This is a genomic window from Streptomyces sp. NPDC006368 (genome assembly GCF_040612535.1).
Taxonomy (GTDB): domain Bacteria; phylum Actinomycetota; class Actinomycetes; order Streptomycetales; family Streptomycetaceae; genus Streptomyces.
This window is the reverse complement of the sequence record NZ_JBEXQK010000005.1, coordinates 146656-163648: the sequence shown is the minus strand read 5'-3', so window position 1 is coordinate 163648 and position 16993 is coordinate 146656. Positions and strand designations below refer to the sequence as shown.

Genomic DNA, 16993 nt, shown 5'->3' with positions numbered 1-16993 from the left:
GCGGGGCGCCGCCGGAGCGCGGCGCCGGACGGTTCGCTCCGGCGGCACACCGGGTCGAAGTCGCTGTGTCGTTGACACGTCCAACGTGAGGCACGATCTTTGTGCGTAGATGACCGTGGCTCACATAGGGGGAAATGCCATGCGGTTCGTGCGTACGACGTTGGCGGGCGTGATGATGGCCTCCGGGATGCTCGCGGTGAGTGCCGCTCCCGCGCAGGCGGCCACGTACTGCAGCGCGTGGAAGCAGGTCGAGAGCTTCCAGCAGCGCGTCTGCGTCATCACCGAGAGCAGTACCAAGATCAAGCACCGGCACTACGTCCGCAACCTGATTGACCGGACGCAGAGGACCCAGGTCACCACGTTCCGGTACATCAACGGCAGCGGCAGCATCTGCAAGAGCGCGCGCGTGGAGACCTTCTCCGCTCTGCAGACGAAGAGTTGGTCGTGTGACAGCCGTCGGCTCTCAGGGGCGAAGTACATGAGCCGCGGCTACATCACCAAGCAGGCCGGCGGCAACGTGCGCGTGGACTCGCGGACCATCACCGGCTGACCGCCCATCACCGTTCGGGTGGTTCCTCGCCGGCTGCGGTGATGTCCGTGGTCCATCGGCCGGTGCAGAAGCTGGTGCAGGACCACCCGCACGGCCCACTCCGTGGGTGAGCGCTGCTCGACCGCCTCACGTCGCGGCCCGACCGCCGGCGTCGTGAACCCGGTGGCATGAGCGAGACGAAGGCGTCGTGACACCCCGGTGCGTGTCCGAGAACCACCTCGGTGACCAGCGGGACCCGACCGACCGGCGTGCTGAAACCTCCCGTGGAGCGGATGCGCACCCCAGGTCCGGAAGCCCGTGCCCGGCCCGGGTCGCGCTGCCCGGTGGGCTCGCGCTCCCGGTTGAGACGGTCGTGGCCGAACGCCGGTGGAGGCGGTGCCGGTCTGTCCGGCGACCGGATGACGCCGACCGGATGACGCCGGCCGGTCCGTCCCGGCGATGCCCGTGCCGCTCCAGCGAATGCTTCGGGAAGCCGAGGCGGAGGCCGGCCGTGCGGCGTCTGAGCCGGCCCCGGCACCGTCCGGGTCGTGGCCACCCTCAGCGTGCGCGCCCCACACCATGCCCGGACGGCAGGCACGACCACACCGCTTCCGGCCCGGCAGGGATGAGTCCTCCGAACCGGGACATACGAACTTCATGGCCGACCTTTCGCAGCTGCTGCAAGAGACCATGCGCCGCCGGCGCCTGAACGCGCAGGCTCTCGCCGACCGTACGGGCATCCGCACGCCACGTATCCGGGCCTTCGCCGAGGACGGCGCCCACGGCCCCGTACAGCCCACCGAGCAGGAACTGGCGGAACTCGCCGCCGCTCTCAAGCTGCCGTTGCCCACCGTACTGGCGGCCGCCCGTGCCCCCATCGGCGCACCGGCCTGACCCTCGCGGTACTACTGACGGGTGCGCCTCCGCTTCAGCGCGCGGTCGCCGGGACGTCGACCGGCCGGCGCCGGGTAAGCCATGCCGCCGCCGGCTGACCAGGAGCCGGGCGCGGCTGTGCGGCCGTCCGTGTGAAGACTGCAGACGTGCAGACGGAGACGTCCCGCGCCGCGGGAGCTGCGAGCGAAGGCGGCGGTGCGGACGTACGCAGGAGTGCTCAGCTGGTCAGGGCCTGCTCGACGGTGGGGTGGCAGGGGATCATGGCATCCAGGCCGACGAGCTCGATGACCCGCAGCACAGGCGTCTGGGCCCCGGCGATGCGCAGCCACCCCTGGGTGTCACCGGCGGCCCGGTGGGCGGCCACGAGGACGTTGATCCCGCTGGAGTCCATGAAGGTCACGCCGCTGAGGTCGACCACGGTCCGCGGGGCCGTCGCGCCGTCGCGGGACAGCAGGGCCTCGCCGAACAGGTCTTTGACGTCATGGTCGATCTCGCCCTGCACGGCCACGACACGTATGCCGGCGACGGCCGAGTGGGCGATGGACAGCCGACTGGGCCGTTCCGCTCTGTGGGTGTGGTTCACCGTTTCCTCAAACGCGCTCGGGCGTGCCCCGGACGGGGCGTGTGGGGTCGATTCTGCCCCGCCTTCCCAGCCGTATGCCTCCAGCCGGCTGCACGGCATATGTGACGGCATGGCGGGTACAGGCGCGCGTGGGACGGGGGATTGAGGACGATGCCGATGAAGTCCGATACAGACGGCGATGGTCGTACGGTGCCCGACGATGTCCTGATGAGAGTCGGCTATGCCCTGGGTGGCGACGACGGGTGCATCGCCGAGGCGCGTCACCACGCCGTCGCCTTCCTGGAGCAGGCCCGCAGTGGTCATGAGCTGTTCGTGCCGGCGCGTGTGATGGACCTGACCCAGCTGGTGGTCAGCGAGCTGGTCACCAACGCCCGCAAGTACGCCCCTGGCCCGATTCTGATGGAGCTGCGCATCACCGCCGGGGTCGTGGAAGTCGTCGTCTGGGACAGCGACCCCACGGTGCCCGCAGTCCGGGCCGCCGACCCCGGCAGGATCGGTCAGCACGGCCTGGAGATCGTGAAGGCCGTGGCTCAGGACCTCAGCATCCGGCAGGAGCCGGTCGGCAAGCGCGTCACGGCCCGCATCACCCTGTCCTGAGCGCCCCGGAACCCGTGCGTCCCTTCGGCATGGTCATGGCCGCGCGCACCCGGGTGGCCGGGGCCGCAAACGGACCGGTCCGCCCGCCTGGCCGCAGGTCGAACTGCTCGTCCGGATCGCTGCCGTTGAGCTGCGGTCACCGACGGACGACCTCGTCAGGGTGTGGGCAGCCGCGTACCAGAAGTGCGGAGGCTCGCCGGGCCGGTTCACAGCGCTGCCCACGTCACGGGTCACGCAGGCTCCCGCCTCCTCGCCCCGGCCCTGGTGGAAGCGGAAGCGGGGTCGCCCTTTCCGGGTGCCGTGGCCGCGATCGTGTCGGCCGTGGCGGCCCTGACCTCTGTCCTGACCGGTGCCGACCCGGGGACGAGCGCCAAACCGTCCGCGCCGAGTTCGTCAACGGCACCAAGCGGAGCCCGCAGCCCCACTCCCTCCCCGCGCCTCTCGGTCTCGCCCTCCGTCACAGGCAGCGGCCCCGTCCACGCGCCGCGCACGCCGCCTGGCACACAGGACGTCGTCCCTCCCCGTGCCACCCGCTCCGGCAGCGCGGGTGCCGGCGTCACGAAGGGTCCGCCGACGCACCTCAGCGCACGCAGTCGTCGGCGCTCCCGCACGGACACCCAGGCGGCCGCGGCGGCCGGCACCAGGACGAACAGGGGCTGCGCGACCAGTCCCGACACACGCGGGTCGCGCGTGAGGCCGCTTCACCCCTGACCGTTGCCACCGCGTGCCAACCTCAGCAACTGCGGGCCTGCGACGACCAGGTAAAGGGTGTCGAGGACGACCGAGGCCGTCGCAGCCCGCAACACCCGTTCCGCCTGATCGCGTTGCCCGGGTACGGGGCCGCGCCAGCGTTCTCGCAGGAACTGGTACGTCACCCCGGGCAGCACCACGAGAACCAGCAACGCGACTTGAAGCACGGTCGACGGCGCTTGCCCCACAGTTCGCCTCCCCCGTCCCGAACTGTTGTCATCGATCGGACCCCGACGATACATAGCCTGGGCTCGCGTCTCGTCGAATCGCCCGAGCCGGGAGAGCCAGGGCGTCGGTGGGCCGGCTCGCCGGTCTGCCCGATCCTGAGCCCTGATCCGTGGTGACCGCCGAGTCGATCCATGCTCCCCGAACGGCGGGCTCGTCGAAGCGACGCACCCGGGTCCCGGTTCGCCACGTCGGGCTGCGCGTCAGGTGGTTGGTTCGTACGGTGCGGGATTCCGCGAACCCGCCGGCTTCCCGTGTCCGGGGCCTCCATGGCCGACGACGGCACACACTTCGACGGCGACTTGGTCGTCGTACGAACCCGACCCTCCGCCGGCCGTCGAAGTGCCGGGGTCCGGCCGCAGCAGCCCGTCATCGTGCCGCGCTCGGCCGTGTGCCGTCCGCCCCCGGCCCCGGCATCCGGTCCCGGCCCCGCACCGGTGCGGGGACGGGTTCAGGCGAGAGGGGGGAAGGGCCCCGGGCCGCGCGGGTCGGCCGTTCGACATCGTCGGCTGCGCGGCGCGAGGCCGGGGTTCCCTCGCGTCGGGCCGCGCGCCGGCCCCCGCCCCGGGGGATACGCGCGGCAAGACGGTCCGGTCCTGGCGGGGCGCTCAGAACGCGAAGACGGGGTTTCCGTTGAAGGTCACGGACATGGCGCACGTGTTGGAGAAGGTGTGCTTCCAGGAGATGCGGCGGCCCTGCCAGACACCGTCCGCTGTGACGGTGACGGGGTCGTAGTGCATCGGGCAGGCGCGGTTCGAGTCCGGCGCGGCCAGGAGCGCGTCGAGGGTGCCCGCGGTGGCGGCGAGGGCCGCACAGGCCGCCTCGGGGTCGGGGTGTGTTCCCTGGGCGGTCGGTGCGCAGCTGAGGGTGGACGCCCGTACGACGGTGGTCTCGTCCTCGCCCTGGGTGACGGTGAGGACCACGGCGGACGGGGCGTACAGACTGGCGGGCCGGGCTTCCGCGACGCCGGTTGCGCAGGCCAGGCCCAGAAGGGTGGCGGCGGAGACAGCAGCGATGTGACGACGCACGGCGGGACTCTCTTTCGAATCAAAGGTCAGATGCAGCAGTTGGCTGCGCTTTGCGGACTGGACGCTGCCGAGTGTGTCGGTTGTGAAAGTCGCGCGCACATCGACCACCGATTTATAGACATCTCGTTCGATTGTCGGCGACCGAATGGTCGTTCAGGCAGCTCAGCCGGGCAACGCGGCCTGCCCGATCACGTGCCGACGCAGCTGGATACGCCGACGTGGCGTCCGTACGAGGGGCTCTGACCTGCTGTCGGTCGCGCTCGGTTCATCAAACATCCATCCAACGTGACCGGATAGGAGTGGTCGTGAAGCCTCCCGGGGAGCGGATTGTCCAACCGGGCCGGTGAGACCGTGGCCGCAGCGGGCGTACCGCCGGGCGCCCTGGCGTTCGAGGCGAAGGCTTCTTCCGTGGGCAGGTCGCCGGTTCAACGGACCGACGCCGAGTTCGATCGCCCAGGTCGGCCCGGTCACTCTCCCCACGGGGCGTCGGCGAGGTCGACGCCGTGCACGGCTGATCTCGGGGCGGCATGGGCCCTGGACCGGTTTCCGTTGGGAGGCGGCTCGGGTTGAAGGGCACCGCGGACGCAGTCGAGCGCGGTGAGAGCCGCCCCGCGGGGGGATCTTCTTTTCCGGCGCCGGGGTCGCGGAGACCACCCTTCCCCACGATCGTACGGTCACGGTGCACCCCAGCGCCCCGGTGCGTGCGCTCGAACCCGTTCCGCACCCCCACGGCGTGGCCCTCGCCCTTTTGCCCACCCCGCCGGCAGGGACGGTTCAGCTCGCGCCGCTGAAGGGCCAGGCCTCGATGTCGCGGTAGTGAATCGGACCTGGGCCGCGACCGAAGTTGCTGCCGACCAGATGCAGACGCTCGGCCCACCAGGTACGGCCGGTGAACCCGGACAGTCCTGCGGCGGCCCGCACCGCGCTGGAAGCGTCGTCGCGGCGGGAACGGGCGAGCGTCAGGTGGGGATTCAACGGCCGGTCCGGGAAGGCGACGCCGTGTTCCTTGACCAGCGCCCGCACCTCCCCGGCGAGCAGCCGCAGCCCTTCGACGTCCCCGCCGATCCCGGTCCACAGCACACGCTCGTCGAAGTGACCGCCGCCACGCAGGGACAGGTGCAGGGGGTGGCGGCTCCCTGCGAGTTCCGCGAGCGCCGGCCGCAGGAGCGCAACGGCCGGCCTCGGCAGCTCACCGAGGAACACCAGGGTGATGTGCCAGTCCTCGATGCGGTTCCACCGCATGCGCGGGTAGGCGTCGTAGGCGGGCCGCAGCGCCCGCGCCAGCTCCTCCTTGGCGTCGTCGGGCGGAGCAAGGGCTATGAAGACGCGGATGGTCGCGTCCTGAATCCGTTCGTTCACGACAGACTTCGTACACCACCGGCGCCGGCCGCTGCCGCGCGTGGTGGGGGCGTCATCCGACGAGACGGAACTCGCCGTTGCCCACACGGACCCCTGCCAGGAGCGAGGGCACGGTCCCCACGCGTACGAGGGCGTGGTCACCGCCCGCAGGGCCAACAGCTTCCCGAGCACCACACGGGTGCTGATGACGGACGGCTCCCCGCAAGGCGATCCGCGACGTAGGGGTAGGTGACGTACGGGTAGGTGACGTACCGCTCGCCCCGCGCCTCGCGTGCCGGGCCCCCGGCTGCGGCGACTGCGAGCCTCGTTCCGAAACGATCACCAAGGTGACCTGTGGCACGTCGGGGCGTTCGCGGGTCAGTCGTCGTCCACGGGCAGGGGTGGCCCGGTGAACGCCAGGTCGAGGACGTAGCTCTCCCGTGCGGGGCTTTCGGCCCACGCCTGGCCGATCTGCTCGATGCTCCAGTTCTCGTCGATCCGGCGCAGCGTCTGGTCGTAGTGGTTACTGGTGGCCTCGCGTCCGTTCCACCACGCGTGTCCCTCGTACACGCCGGGCCGGGGTAGGGGGCATTCGCCGGCGGGTCCGAAGGTGAGCTGGTTGATGACGAGGAGGCCGGTTTCGGATTCGAGGGTGATGGGCGTGGTGCCTTCGGCGTCCTCGGGGGGATGCGGGGGAGTGGCCCAGGTCCGGATCGTGATGTGCACGGGGATGTCGGGTTGGAGGCTGTGGAGGTACAGGTGGTAGCCGTTGCCGGCCACCACCCGTAGCCGCGACGCGTCCAGCGCCTTTTGGTCACCGAGGTAGGCGTCGACGTCGTAGACCTCGATGATGCACCGGTCCGGTCGAGCGGTGACGCTGTACTCGGTAAGGGGTTCCATGAGGGCCTCTTCTCCCATGCCAGGGTGTGATGTCACGTAGTACGGCTCACCGCCGAGTATGCGGTTCAGGGTTCACAAGGTGCACATGCCATTGAGCGCGCGGCCAGCCGGCTTCGCTGTCGTCTCCTTCACCCCGCGTGGGTGGCTGGATGGCGGTCACTTCGCGTCCGAGTCGCCGGGGTTGGCGTCGATGGACGTACTGGAGTGTCGACCGTTGAGGTGCGTTGCGGCGTCATCGTCAGCCACTTTCCGGGACGTGCGGCCGACGTGGTGCCGGCTCGCTTCGGAAGCCGAGGTGGACGCTCAACGGGCCGCCTTGGGGCAGTTGTTCCAGCCGGTGGCCGGTTCGGCTGTGGGGTCGATGAACTGGAGGGCAGGACCTGGCCGAGCGGACGCGGTGGTCGGCGTGATCAGGCCGAGTTCCGAGAAGTTCCAGCGCAAGGCCATCCGGACGCACTGCCCAGAGCTCGACGCTCGAATGGTGGTGCGGGATCGGCGTGCGGCTGCCGCCGAGCAGGAACCCGCGCATGCCCTCGGTGGCTCCCGGGCCGCGTCGGCCCCGGAGCCGGGCGGTGAAGCTCGTGAGGAGCGGCGCGTCGTACGTCTGCGTGTCCCGCGCCCTCCTGCTGCCGGTAATCGTCCACCCTGCGAACGGTGTTCGGCCCGCGAGTGTGATGTTCCGGACCCGGGGCGCCGGGTTCCGCTGTGTGCTCCTCACCGGTCCGCCCCCCACCGACGACTTCCCCCGGCCGTCCACCGACTGGTCGTCGGTCGCCGGCCGTCGTGCCGGTGCTCCTACGCCGTCGACCGCTGCATCCGGTCGCCATTCGCTCCGCATCCGGTCGCCGGTCGCCGACCGTTGCCGTCTCGCGCGTTGTCTCGAATTCGCTCCTGGTGACCGCTGTGGCTCGTCGCCAAAGCGGCTCCCAGGGGTGCGTACGGCCCGGGAATCCCCGCTTTCGAACGGCTGTGGCGGCCACCACCCGAGCCGCGTGGCCGTCCGCGTGCCGGAGCGGCGGGTAAAGGCGCTCCGGTCCGCCGCGGCTTGATTGGCCACCTCACCGGTGTGCGGGTGGTCTTCACGGACACATCACCCGGTAACTGCATCCGGAGGTACTGCCTCCATGGGCGCCGACAGCGAACACATGGGTACGAGTGCCTCGCCCCGCAAGCCCCGGAGCGGCCAGTTCGGCCCTTCCGCCCGGCTTGAACGCGCCGCCGTCGCATATGAGCCAGGGGAGTGAACCAGCCAATCCGCCGAGGGGCTTGTGAAGGTTCCTGGCACACCCGACACCGGCCATATAGTCGGACCCGCACATGCCTGATCATTTGCGGTTACCGGGCGTCCTTCCCGCGGATTCCGCCGGCTGACGCGCACCCCGTGAACCGCAACGCTCCCTTCCGTATCGCCTGTTCAGCGCGTTTCCGGTTTTCGCCCCTCATCGAAGGAGCTCCGCATGTCCGACACCGCACCCATCACCCCCGGCTTCGACCTCCAGGACCTGGAGCTCGACCTCAGCGACCTGACCGTCACCTCCATGCGCGACACCGCCGCACTCCCCGAGGGCGGCGCGTCGTGGGGTTCCTGCTCCTGCCAGGGCTCGTCGTCCTGCGCCCAGCCGCAGGTGGAGACCAGCCCGCTCACCGCGGGCTGACCACCCGGGCACACCCCACCCGTGCACCGACACGGCAGACAAGGAGACATCCATGTCCGACACCACCAGTGTTCCGGGCTTCGACCTCGCGGACCTCGACCTCGGTGAGCTCACCGTGACGTCGATGCGCGACACCGTCGCGCTCCCCGAGGGCGGCGCCTCCAACGGAGGAAGTTCCTGTTCCTGCGGCTCGTCCTCGTGCGCCACCCCGCAGCTGCCGGACCTCTCGCTCTAGGGATGGCACCCGTACCGTGCCCGGGCCGCGCCCCCTGACCGCGAGCCGGGTACGGGACCGACCGACCCGCCGCGGGCCGCACTTCTCACACCGGTGTGCGCCCCGCGGCGGGTTCGGTACGACGAAAGGGAGGGGGAAACGTATGCCGTACCTCGAGAACGCCGATGCGGAGGCCGTCGCCGGCCCCGATGCGCACACCGCCGACCGGCTCGCCCACTCGGCGCCGTACGCACTCGTCCGCGCCACCGTGCTCGCCCATCCGGCCCAGACACCGGCCGCGGCGGACTTCCGCGCGCTGCTTCGCCGCCTGTCGGAGCTGGACGGGGAGCTCGGCGACCTCACCCGCCCCCTCTGCGACGACCTGTACACCTCCCGGGACGGCCACCCGGAAGCCTTCCACCGGGACGTCGTGCTGCCGCTGCGGCGCACCGTGCACAACGGGCGCGCCCCGCGCCCCGCCCTCCTGGGCCGACTCGGCGACCTTCCCGGGCGGCTGCCCCGACTCGCCCTCTGGCTCACCCTGCGGGAACGGCGCGCCGCCCTCCTCACCGAGCTGGACCTCGCCGCGCCCCGCGCCCTCGCCGCCGAACGCACGGCACTGGCCGCCTTGTGCCGGGAGCCCGCCCTTGCCCGCGCCGTCGCCCTCACCAGCGCCGACCTGCTCCGCGCGGTCGAACGTGCCGGCACGGGCGCGACCGACCGAAGGGCCCGCAAGGAAGAGCCCAACGTGCTGCGTTACGCCCTGAGGGCCAGCACCAAGACCAGCCCCCTGTCCTGGTTCACCGCCGTCGGCTGGGGTCCCCTGCCGCAGTCCCCGGCGCCGCGCCCGCGGGTGAAGTCCTGGGGACGGCAGCCGCTTCTCGACGGCCCGCTGCACGCGACGGTCACGGTCAACCGCGCCCTCACAACGGCGCTTTCCGCAGCCCTCCTGGACCGCCCGCACCGCCGTGCCACGCGCCCTCACCGCATCACCAGCACCGCTTCCGTCACCGAGGGCCGCGCCACGTACGCACGCGGCCGGACCACCTTCGCCGGCGGACGCCATCTCGTCACCGTCGAGGACGAGGTGGAGGTCGCCTTCGGCGGCCCCCTGCGCCTGCTCACCGAGCGCGCCCGAACCCCCGCCCCGCTCCATGAGCTGGCCCACGCGCTCGCCTCCGCGCTGCCCACCGGGCAGGGCGCCAAGGACGCGCACCGCGGGGAGAGCACGCGACCAACGGAGGGGAACCTCGATGCCGCCACGGACTTCGTGGGCCGCCTCGCCGAAGCCGGTCTGCTCGTACCCACCGACCCGGTCCCGCACCAGGACGCCGACCCGCTGACACGCCTCTCCGCATGGCTGCGCGCCCTCGGTACGGCACACGCCGAGGACGGTGCCCAGGCGGACCGCATCGACGAACTGGCAGCGCTCAACGCCCGGTTCGCCACCACCCCGGCTCACGAACGCCCCGCTCTGCTCACCGCGCTGGCACACCGCTGGACCGAACTGCTCGCAGACAACGGCCGTCCCGTCCCGGCCGGGTCGGCTCCGCTGAACCTCCTCTCGGAGGACGTCGTCGCGCCGGGGCCGCTGCGACTCGACGGCTTCGTCGGCGCCGCCGACCACGAAGCCCTCGGCGAGGTCACCGCGCTCGCCGAACTCTTCGACCTCGGCCACCTCATGCGGCGTTTCGCCCGGGACCGCTTCGTCGAGCGCTACGGCAACGGTGGGCGCTGTGCCCACCCGTGGGAGTTCGGCGCCGAAGTCGCCGCGGCCTGGGAGCAGGCGGGGCGGATCGCCGCCCTGCGCCACGAGGACAGCGCGGCGTTCCCCACGGGCGGCGCCGAGATCGCCGCCTTGCGCGAGGGCGTCGCCGACGCCGTACGGGAGACGCTCGCCGCGCGGACCCCGGCACCCGGGCCGGACGACGACGTCGTTCTGCCGCCCGGCCTCGTCAGGAGCCTGGGGGAGCGGTTGCCGCGCTGGGCGGTGGAACGGCCCGTCAGCTACGCGTACTTCCTCCAGCGCGACCCGGCCGACGGGCTGCTCTGCGTCAACCACGTCTACGGTGGTTGGGGCCGTTTCACCAGCCGCTTCCTGGACGCCCTCGACCCGCGGGCCGCCGAGGGGGTGGCCCGGCAGATCCGTCGTGGCCTGGGCTACGGGGCTCAGGGCGCCGGTACCGACGAGGACACCGAGCCGTTCCGGCACGCGGAGGGGAACTGCCGCGCGGATGACGCGCGGCACGCGGACGGGAACCGTCACACGGATGAGGCGCGGCACCCGGATGGGAACCGTCACACGGACGGGGACCGGCACACAGGCGACGACCACACGGACAAGCGCCGCAGCGCGGGCGGCGCTCCCGCCCCGGGGCGCCGCGCCGGGGCGCGCGTCGCCCAGATCCGTCCCGTGAACGGCTTCAACGCCAACCTCCACCCCCTCCTCGTCCCCGAAGAGATCGGCCCCGACCGGGGCTCGGCGTCCATCGCGGAGGACGAACTGGAGCTCTTCCACGACGAGACCACCGACCAGGTCCGGTTCCGCATACGGGCCACCGGTGACGTCCTGGACGTCCTGTACCCCGGTTTCCTCGCCCCGATCATGCTCCCGCGCCGCATCGCGCCCCATCTGTCCGACCAGCCTCACGGCGTGGTCGACTTCCGCTCCCTGGTGCCCCGCTACACCGTGCGGGCTCCCGGCGGATCCGTGATCCGCAGCCCACGGCTGCGCCACCGGCACGTCGTCCTGCTCCGCCGCCGCTGGCTGCTGCCGTCCGGCGTCGTCCGCGCGTTGCGCGACGAACTGGCGACCGCCGACGAGGTCCCGGCGGAGGCCGCCGCGCGCTGGCGGACACTGCTCGCCCTGCCCGAACAGATCTTCCTGCACCCTGCCGCCACGGCGCCGACGGGACGCGCCACCGACGACTTCCTGACGCATCTGAGCCGCCCGAAACCGCAGTTCGTCGACCTGGGGAACGCGCTGCACCTGCGTTGTCTGGCCAAGTGGCTCTCCCGCCACCCCGACGGCGTCGTCCTGGAGGAGGCACTGCCCGCCCCCGGCGGATCGGCCGAGCCGACCCGGGCGGTGGAACTCGTCCTGGAGACCTACCGCCCCCGTCACTCGTCATGACCCGCCGCAACCGGAGAGCCGAGGAAACCACCGTGCCTGCCGGACAGCCCCGGAAGACCATCTCCCTCGACGTGGTCGCCTACTACCACCAGCCGGTCAAGGCACCACTGCTGCGCGAGGCGATGCTCCCGCTCGCGGAGGCCCGCGCACGCCAGGGACTGGCCGCGCACGTCGAACGGCATTGGCTGCACGGACCCCATGTGCGCCTGCGTCTCGAAGGCCCCGCCGGAAGCGTCCGCCCGGCCGCGCAGGACGCCGCCCGCGCCCTGCGCGACTGGATCCGCGCCCACCCGTCCCACAGCGACCTCGGCGAGGACGAACTGCTCGAGCAGGCCGCGGAAGCGGGCCGCGCCGAACTCGTCGCCCCGCCCTACGGCCCGATCGTGGCGGACAACACCGTGCGCGTCGAGCCGGTCGACCGCACCTCCCTGCACGGCCTGCTCGGCGCCGACGGTGTGGCTCTCCGGGACGACCTGTTACGCAGCGGGCTGGGCGCGCTGCGCGCCGGCGCCGACTTCCTGGGCGCGCACGGCGACAGCGCCCAGGCGCGCGTCCAGCTCGCCGTGGTGGCGCTCGCCGCCCACGCGGCGGCCCACCCCGGGGGACTCGCCGGCGGTCACTACTCGTACGTCTCCCACCTGGAGGACTTCCTGGTTCACGACGACCCGGACGGGCGCCTTCGGGACGGGTTCGCACGCCGCTGGGACAGCGCGGGCGAGGTGGTGACCGCGCTCGTCGGCCGGGTCGCGGAGGGCGGCGCCCTGGGGTGGGAGCGGGCGTGGGGCACGTGGTCGGCCGCGGCCTGGGACCTCGCGCAGAGCCGTCACGACGCCGGGGCGGACCTGCACGGCTCCCCGCTCGAATACCGGGTGCGCGCGGCCGCCACGGGGGACGCCGCCGCGATGGAACGCTGGAACCAGGACGTACGCACCCGCTACAGCGAGTTCCACCGGCTCCTGCGCCGCTCGGACCCGCACGGCACGATGTGGAGCCGCCCCGACTACCTCGTCTACCGGGCCTGCACCAACGCTCTGTACCGGCTCTTCGCGATCTGCGACATCCGGCCGCTGGAGCGCTACCTCGCCGCGTACCTCGTCATCCGTACGGTCCCGGTCCTCACGGGCTGCGACTGGCGCGCGCAGGTCGGCGCGGTCGTCGACGCGGTGGAGGGACGCTCATGACGACCGGGACGTCCGCTTCCACGACCTCCGACACGACCGCGCCACCGGCCGGCCCGCCGCTGCCCTGGCGGCTGCGCCCCGGGGTCGCCGTCACCCCCCTGCGCGACGGTCTGCACCTGCGCGGGCGGCGGGGCGGCGTGACCCTGGAGGGCAGCGCCGCGCTGCCCCGGCTGTGGCAGCTGCTGGAAGAGCCGCTGCGCACCGGCCGCCTGACCGGGCCGTTGCGGCAGGCCGAGCCGGGAACCGCCCTGCGCGCAGCCGTGGACACGCTGGTCGGTCACCTCCTGGCGTACGACCTGCTCGTGGCGGAGTCCACCGGTCCCGCGGCGGACTGGCTCATGGCGACGGCGGAGATGCCGGCCACGGTGGCCGCCGCCCTCGCGGCGACGCGAGTGGAGGTCGTGTCCGGCGCACCCGTCGGCCAACCGCCGCCCGAGCGCCCGCGAACGGCTGGGCCACCCGGCGGCCCCGGTGCCCTGGCCGGGGCCACCGGGCGGGCGCTGTCCCACGGCGGGGTGACGGTGGCGTACGCCGTCGACTCCGCCCTTCCCGAGGGGCTGATCCAGCTGCGCACCACTGACGGCAGCCCCGGTCGGCCGTGGGCGGTCGCCGCCGGCGTGCGGGGCGGCATGGGGTTCGTCACCGCTCCGGGCAGTCCGGAGCAGGCCGCGGCGGACGCGCTCGCCCTGTCGGCACGGCTGGCCGCCGGTGCCCTGCCCGCCACTTCGACGGCCCCGCCCCCGCCGGCGGCCGTCCCGCCACCGCGCCCCGGCACCGGCGTCCCGGAACCCGTGGTCCTCCCCGCTCCGTTCGTCCCGCTGCTCGCCGCAGCCGCCGCCCACCGACTCCTGTGCGCGGCGGGAGGGTTGCCGGACCCCGTCGACGAGGGGGAGGACCACCGGCTCTTGCCCGGGCTGCCCGCCGTGCTGGTCGCGAGCTCTCGACCGCTGCGCGCCGAGTACCACAGCTGGCTCGGGCCCGACCGGCTCGACCCGGACCGCAGGAAGGCCATGGAACCCGCCCGCACCCTGGCGGACGCGCTGGAACGGGTGGCCGCGCTCGGCGCGCAGCACATCGGCACAGTCCCCACGCCCACCCCGGGAGCGCTGCGCCAGCTGCCCGTACCGCTCGCCGCCTGCGACTTGCGGGACGGCGCGGCACCCACGCCACGCGCCGGTACGACACCCCCGTCCCGCCCTGACACCGGGCGCACGCCACGCTTGGGCACGGTCCTCGCCGGGGCGCCGCGCCTGGACCTCGCCCGCCTGGAGGCGTTCTGCCGGGTGGCCGAACTACGCCTGGCCGACACGCACTCCACCGTGCGGTTCACCGTGGGGGCGAACCCCGGGCACGCCTGGGGGCGGGCCCTGCGCCGGGCCGCCACCGGCCCGCGCGCACCCGGTCCCGCGGGCGTGCCGCTCCCGGACGGTTCCTGGTCCGGCCATCCGCAGGCCCGCCACTGGTGGACGACGCTGACGGAACGCCTGGACGCGCGGGCCCGCATGGAGGTGCTCCGCCTGAGCCCTGACGAGGAGGCCTACCGCGCCGTCGTGCACACGCGCGCGGACCGGCCGGCCCCGGCCCCGTACTCGGGACCGGACCTGCCCGGCGACCGGCGGGCCCCGGGCTCGTCCCCGGGACCGGACCTGGGCGCCGACCGGCCGGCCCCGGGGCCGGGCCTCGGATGGGCCGTCGAGGCCACCCCTGGCGACGCGGCGGCGTTCGCCGCGCTCGCCGCCACCGCCGCCGTCAGCGCCGCCCAGCAGGACATCACCGTCGCGGACCTGTGCGCGCCGGGCGGCGCGGTGGCCCCTTTGGCCGTGGCCGAGGCCCGGCCCGCGCCCTGGGAGGACAGTCGGTGGACCACCGGCTGGCTGTCCGAAGTGGCCGACCGGGAAACGGCCCTGCAGACCGCCCTCACCAGGCTGACCGGCTTACACGCCCGCCAGACCGCCCCGGCCACCCCCGAAGCGCGAGAACTCGCCGCGCAGCTGCGCGCGTACGGCTTCACCGTGCTCGCGGTGGGGGAGGACGAACGGTGACACCGACCCCGTACGAGACGCTCGGCCCGCTGCCCGTGCCGGTCCTCGGTCCCGACGCCGCACTGGCCACCACGACGGGCCGGGCCGTCGTCCTGCTCACCCGGTGGACCCTGGGAGACGCCGAGGAGCTCAGCCGCCACGCGCTCACCCACCCGGTGACCCTGGTGCCCGTGCGCCTCGACGGCGCGCTGTCCGTCGTCGGGCCGGTGCTCGGGCCGGCCGCCGCCGCGTGCCTGTCCTGCTCGGAGTACCAGCGCCTGGCCACGGCCGGCGGCCGGGTGCCCTGGCGGAGCCCGGCGCTGACGCTCGGCGGGATACCGTCGCCCGCCCTGGGCGAGTCGATCGGAGCGCTCGCCCTGGACCTGCTGGAGCAGGCGCCGCCGACGACACCGGGAACGGCCGCCGCACCGGCCGCGACAGCGACCGTCCACGTCGTGCACAACGGACGCGCGACCTGGTCCACCCACCAGGTCCGCCCGGTCGGCGGCTGCGCGGTGTGCCGCCCCCTGCCGGACGACTCGGCCGACACGGTCGAACCGGTCCCGGCCGGGCCGCGGCCGGTACCCGACCCCATGGTGCTGCGCGGCGCCAACAGCCGCACCGGCACCGAGGACCTGCGCGCCGCGCTGCACGACGAGCGGTTCGGACCGGTGCGCCGGCTGTTCCGCTCCGAGGACTCGGCGTTCTGCCTGACCACGGCGTTCGTGACCGACGGGCGCCCGCTCGACGACGGCGGATACGGCCGCGCCGGCGACTTCGCCGGCAGCGAGCGGGTGGCGCTCTTCGAGAGCGTCGAGCGGTACGTGGGCATGCGCCCGACCGGCCGCCGCACCGTCCTGCGCGCGTCCTTCGCCGCGCTGGGGCCCGGCAGGGCGGTCGACCCCCGGCGGCTCGGGCTGCCCGACCCCGCCTTCCACGGCCACCCGGCGTCACGGACGGTGCCCTACAGCCCCGATCTGGAGCTGGACTGGGTGCACGGCTGGTCGCTCACCCGGGGCCGGCCCGTCGCCGTACCGGAGCACGTCGCGTACTGGGACGTGCCGGGCGGCGACACCCGCGTGGTCTACGAGTCCTCCAACGGCTGCGGACTCGGCAACAGCCTCGAAGAGGCGACCCTCTACGGACTGTTCGAAGTCGCCGAGCGGGACGCCTTCCTGATGGCGTGGTACGCGGCCACCCCCCTCCCACGTGTCGAGCCGCCGGCCGACGACCCCGACACCGCACTGCTCATCGACCGCGCGGCGCTCCTCGGCTACCGGCTCCTCCTCCTCGACGGGACGAACGACTTCGGGATACCGGCGGTCGTGGCCGTCTGCCGCTACGAAGGCACCCATCCGCAGGCGCCCCGGATGTTCCTGGCCGCCGGCGCGCACCACGATCCCCGCGCGGCCATCCGGTCGGCGGTCGCCGAAGTCGTCACCAACGTCATGGAGTCCCCGCACCGCGCCACCGCCGACGGGCGGCCCCGCGACCCCGAACGGCTGCGGCCCATGCTGGACCGGCCGGAGCTCGTCATCACCCTCGACGACCACGTGGGGGTGAACACCCTTCCCGAGGCGGAGCCGCGCCTGGACTTCCTGTTCCGCGCGACGCCTTCCCAGCCGGTCGCCGACACCTGGCCGGGCGCACCGGAGCCGGTCACCGATCTGTCCGCCCTGCTCGCGTCGGTCGTCGCCCGGCTGGCGGACGCGGACCTCGAAGTCATCACCGTCGACCAGAGCGAACCGGGTCTGCGCGACCGCCTCGGCCTGTACGGCGCCAAGGTCATCGTGCCCGGCTCCCTGCCCATGACCTTCGGACACGTCAACCACCGCACCCGAGACCTGCCCAGGCTCCTGCGCGTTCCCCACCGGCTCGGCCGCACCGACCGGCCCCTGCGCCACCGCGACCTGGCGCTCCACCCGCACCCCTTCCCCTGACCGCC

15 protein-coding genes are annotated in these 16993 nt (G+C 73.2%); 9 read left to right on the top strand and 6 right to left on the bottom strand.

Features of this window, described 5'->3' with window-relative positions; all coding sequences use genetic code 11:
* The first annotated feature begins 148 nt into the window (after positions 1 to 148).
* Together ABZZ38_RS06870 and ABZZ38_RS06865 are read left to right on the top strand one after the other, a co-directional pair.
* Positions 149 to 550 carry a hypothetical protein gene (locus ABZZ38_RS06870; RefSeq protein WP_356736512.1) on the top strand — a complete coding sequence of 134 codons (402 nt, stop codon included), beginning with the start codon at positions 149 to 151 and terminating at the stop codon, positions 548 to 550.
* A gap of 636 nt (positions 551 to 1186) precedes the next feature.
* A complete protein-coding gene (locus ABZZ38_RS06865) occupies positions 1187 to 1423 on the top strand; it encodes an XRE family transcriptional regulator (protein WP_356736510.1) in 237 nt (78 codons plus the stop codon).
* A gap of 217 nt (positions 1424 to 1640) precedes the next feature.
* Here ABZZ38_RS06865 and ABZZ38_RS06860 read toward each other — a convergent pair whose 3' ends face one another.
* Complete coding sequence (locus ABZZ38_RS06860) at positions 1641 to 2006, bottom strand: STAS domain-containing protein (protein ID WP_356736508.1); 366 nt, start codon at positions 2004 to 2006, stop codon at positions 1641 to 1643.
* A 207-nt stretch (positions 2007 to 2213) separates the two neighbouring features.
* On the opposite strand from ABZZ38_RS06860, the gene ABZZ38_RS06855 reads away from it, so the two are divergent.
* Positions 2214 to 2603, top strand: coding sequence for an ATP-binding protein (locus ABZZ38_RS06855; protein ID WP_356736506.1), 390 nt, complete (start codon positions 2214 to 2216; stop codon positions 2601 to 2603).
* A 701-nt stretch (positions 2604 to 3304) separates the two neighbouring features.
* Here the strand turns inward: ABZZ38_RS06855 and ABZZ38_RS06850 are convergent.
* The 5 genes from ABZZ38_RS06850 to ABZZ38_RS06830 form a co-directional block, all read right to left on the bottom strand.
* Positions 3305 to 3595, bottom strand: coding sequence for a DUF6338 family protein (locus ABZZ38_RS06850; protein ID WP_356736504.1), 291 nt, complete (start codon positions 3593 to 3595; stop codon positions 3305 to 3307).
* A 591-nt stretch (positions 3596 to 4186) separates the two neighbouring features.
* On the bottom strand, positions 4187 to 4606 hold the full coding sequence (locus ABZZ38_RS06845) for a subtilase-type protease inhibitor (RefSeq protein WP_356736502.1): 420 nt from the start codon (positions 4604 to 4606) through the stop codon (positions 4187 to 4189).
* A gap of 774 nt (positions 4607 to 5380) precedes the next feature.
* Positions 5381 to 5965: an RNA 2',3'-cyclic phosphodiesterase gene (gene thpR / locus ABZZ38_RS06840; RefSeq protein ID WP_356736500.1), complete on the bottom strand. Its 585-nt coding sequence runs from the start codon at positions 5963 to 5965 to the stop codon at positions 5381 to 5383.
* A 357-nt stretch (positions 5966 to 6322) separates the two neighbouring features.
* Entirely contained in the window at positions 6323 to 6844 is a 522-nt protein-coding gene (locus ABZZ38_RS06835) for a hypothetical protein (RefSeq protein WP_356736498.1), read from the bottom strand.
* Positions 6845 to 7147: 303 nt separating this feature from the next.
* Complete coding sequence (locus ABZZ38_RS06830; protein ID WP_356736496.1) at positions 7148 to 7291, bottom strand: hypothetical protein; 144 nt, start codon at positions 7289 to 7291, stop codon at positions 7148 to 7150.
* Positions 7292 to 8301: 1010 nt separating this feature from the next.
* On the opposite strand from ABZZ38_RS06830, the gene ABZZ38_RS06825 reads away from it, so the two are divergent.
* The 6 genes from ABZZ38_RS06825 (at position 8302) to ABZZ38_RS06800 (ending at position 16988) form a co-directional block, all read left to right on the top strand.
* Positions 8302 to 8499 carry a thiazolylpeptide-type bacteriocin gene (locus tag ABZZ38_RS06825; RefSeq protein WP_356736494.1) on the top strand — a complete coding sequence of 66 codons (198 nt, stop codon included), beginning with the start codon at positions 8302 to 8304 and terminating at the stop codon, positions 8497 to 8499.
* Between the two features lie 52 nt (positions 8500 to 8551).
* Positions 8552 to 8734, top strand: a complete 183-nt coding sequence (locus ABZZ38_RS06820) for a thiazolylpeptide-type bacteriocin (RefSeq protein ID WP_356736492.1) — start codon at positions 8552 to 8554, stop codon at positions 8732 to 8734.
* A gap of 142 nt (positions 8735 to 8876) precedes the next feature.
* Positions 8877 to 11846, top strand: coding sequence for a lantibiotic dehydratase (locus ABZZ38_RS06815; RefSeq protein ID WP_356736490.1), 2970 nt, complete (start codon positions 8877 to 8879; stop codon positions 11844 to 11846).
* A gap of 32 nt (positions 11847 to 11878) precedes the next feature.
* Positions 11879 to 13027: a hypothetical protein gene (locus ABZZ38_RS06810; protein WP_356736488.1), complete on the top strand. Its 1149-nt coding sequence runs from the start codon at positions 11879 to 11881 to the stop codon at positions 13025 to 13027.
* Positions 13024 to 15069: a hypothetical protein gene (locus ABZZ38_RS06805; protein ID WP_356736486.1), complete on the top strand. Its 2046-nt coding sequence runs from the start codon at positions 13024 to 13026 to the stop codon at positions 15067 to 15069. The genes ABZZ38_RS06810 and ABZZ38_RS06805 overlap by 4 nt, the downstream gene beginning before the upstream one ends.
* Positions 15066 to 16988: a TOMM precursor leader peptide-binding protein gene (locus ABZZ38_RS06800; protein ID WP_356736484.1), complete on the top strand. Its 1923-nt coding sequence runs from the start codon at positions 15066 to 15068 to the stop codon at positions 16986 to 16988. The genes ABZZ38_RS06805 and ABZZ38_RS06800 overlap by 4 nt, the downstream gene beginning before the upstream one ends.
* The last annotated feature ends 5 nt before the right edge of the window (positions 16989 to 16993 follow it).

Excerpts from the sequence above, each read along its gene's own strand:
- ABZZ38_RS06805 (WP_356736486.1), top strand. The coding sequence starts at position 13,024 with ATGACGACCGGGACGTCCGCTTCCACGACCTCCGACACGACCGCGCCA.
- ABZZ38_RS06815 (WP_356736490.1), top strand. The coding sequence starts at position 8,877 with ATGCCGTACCTCGAGAACGCCGATGCGGAGGCCGTCGCCGGCCCCGAT.
- ABZZ38_RS06825 (WP_356736494.1), top strand. The coding sequence starts at position 8,302 with ATGTCCGACACCGCACCCATCACCCCCGGCTTCGACCTCCAGGACCTG.
- ABZZ38_RS06830 (WP_356736496.1), bottom strand. The coding sequence starts at position 7,291 with ATGGCCTTGCGCTGGAACTTCTCGGAACTCGGCCTGATCACGCCGACC.
- ABZZ38_RS06865 (WP_356736510.1), top strand. The coding sequence starts at position 1,187 with ATGGCCGACCTTTCGCAGCTGCTGCAAGAGACCATGCGCCGCCGGCGC.
- ABZZ38_RS06835 (WP_356736498.1), bottom strand. The coding sequence starts at position 6,844 with ATGGAACCCCTTACCGAGTACAGCGTCACCGCTCGACCGGACCGGTGC.
- ABZZ38_RS06850 (WP_356736504.1), bottom strand. The coding sequence starts at position 3,595 with ATGTATCGTCGGGGTCCGATCGATGACAACAGTTCGGGACGGGGGAGG.
- ABZZ38_RS06855 (WP_356736506.1), top strand. The coding sequence starts at position 2,214 with ATGAGAGTCGGCTATGCCCTGGGTGGCGACGACGGGTGCATCGCCGAG.
- ABZZ38_RS06820 (WP_356736492.1), top strand. The coding sequence starts at position 8,552 with ATGTCCGACACCACCAGTGTTCCGGGCTTCGACCTCGCGGACCTCGAC.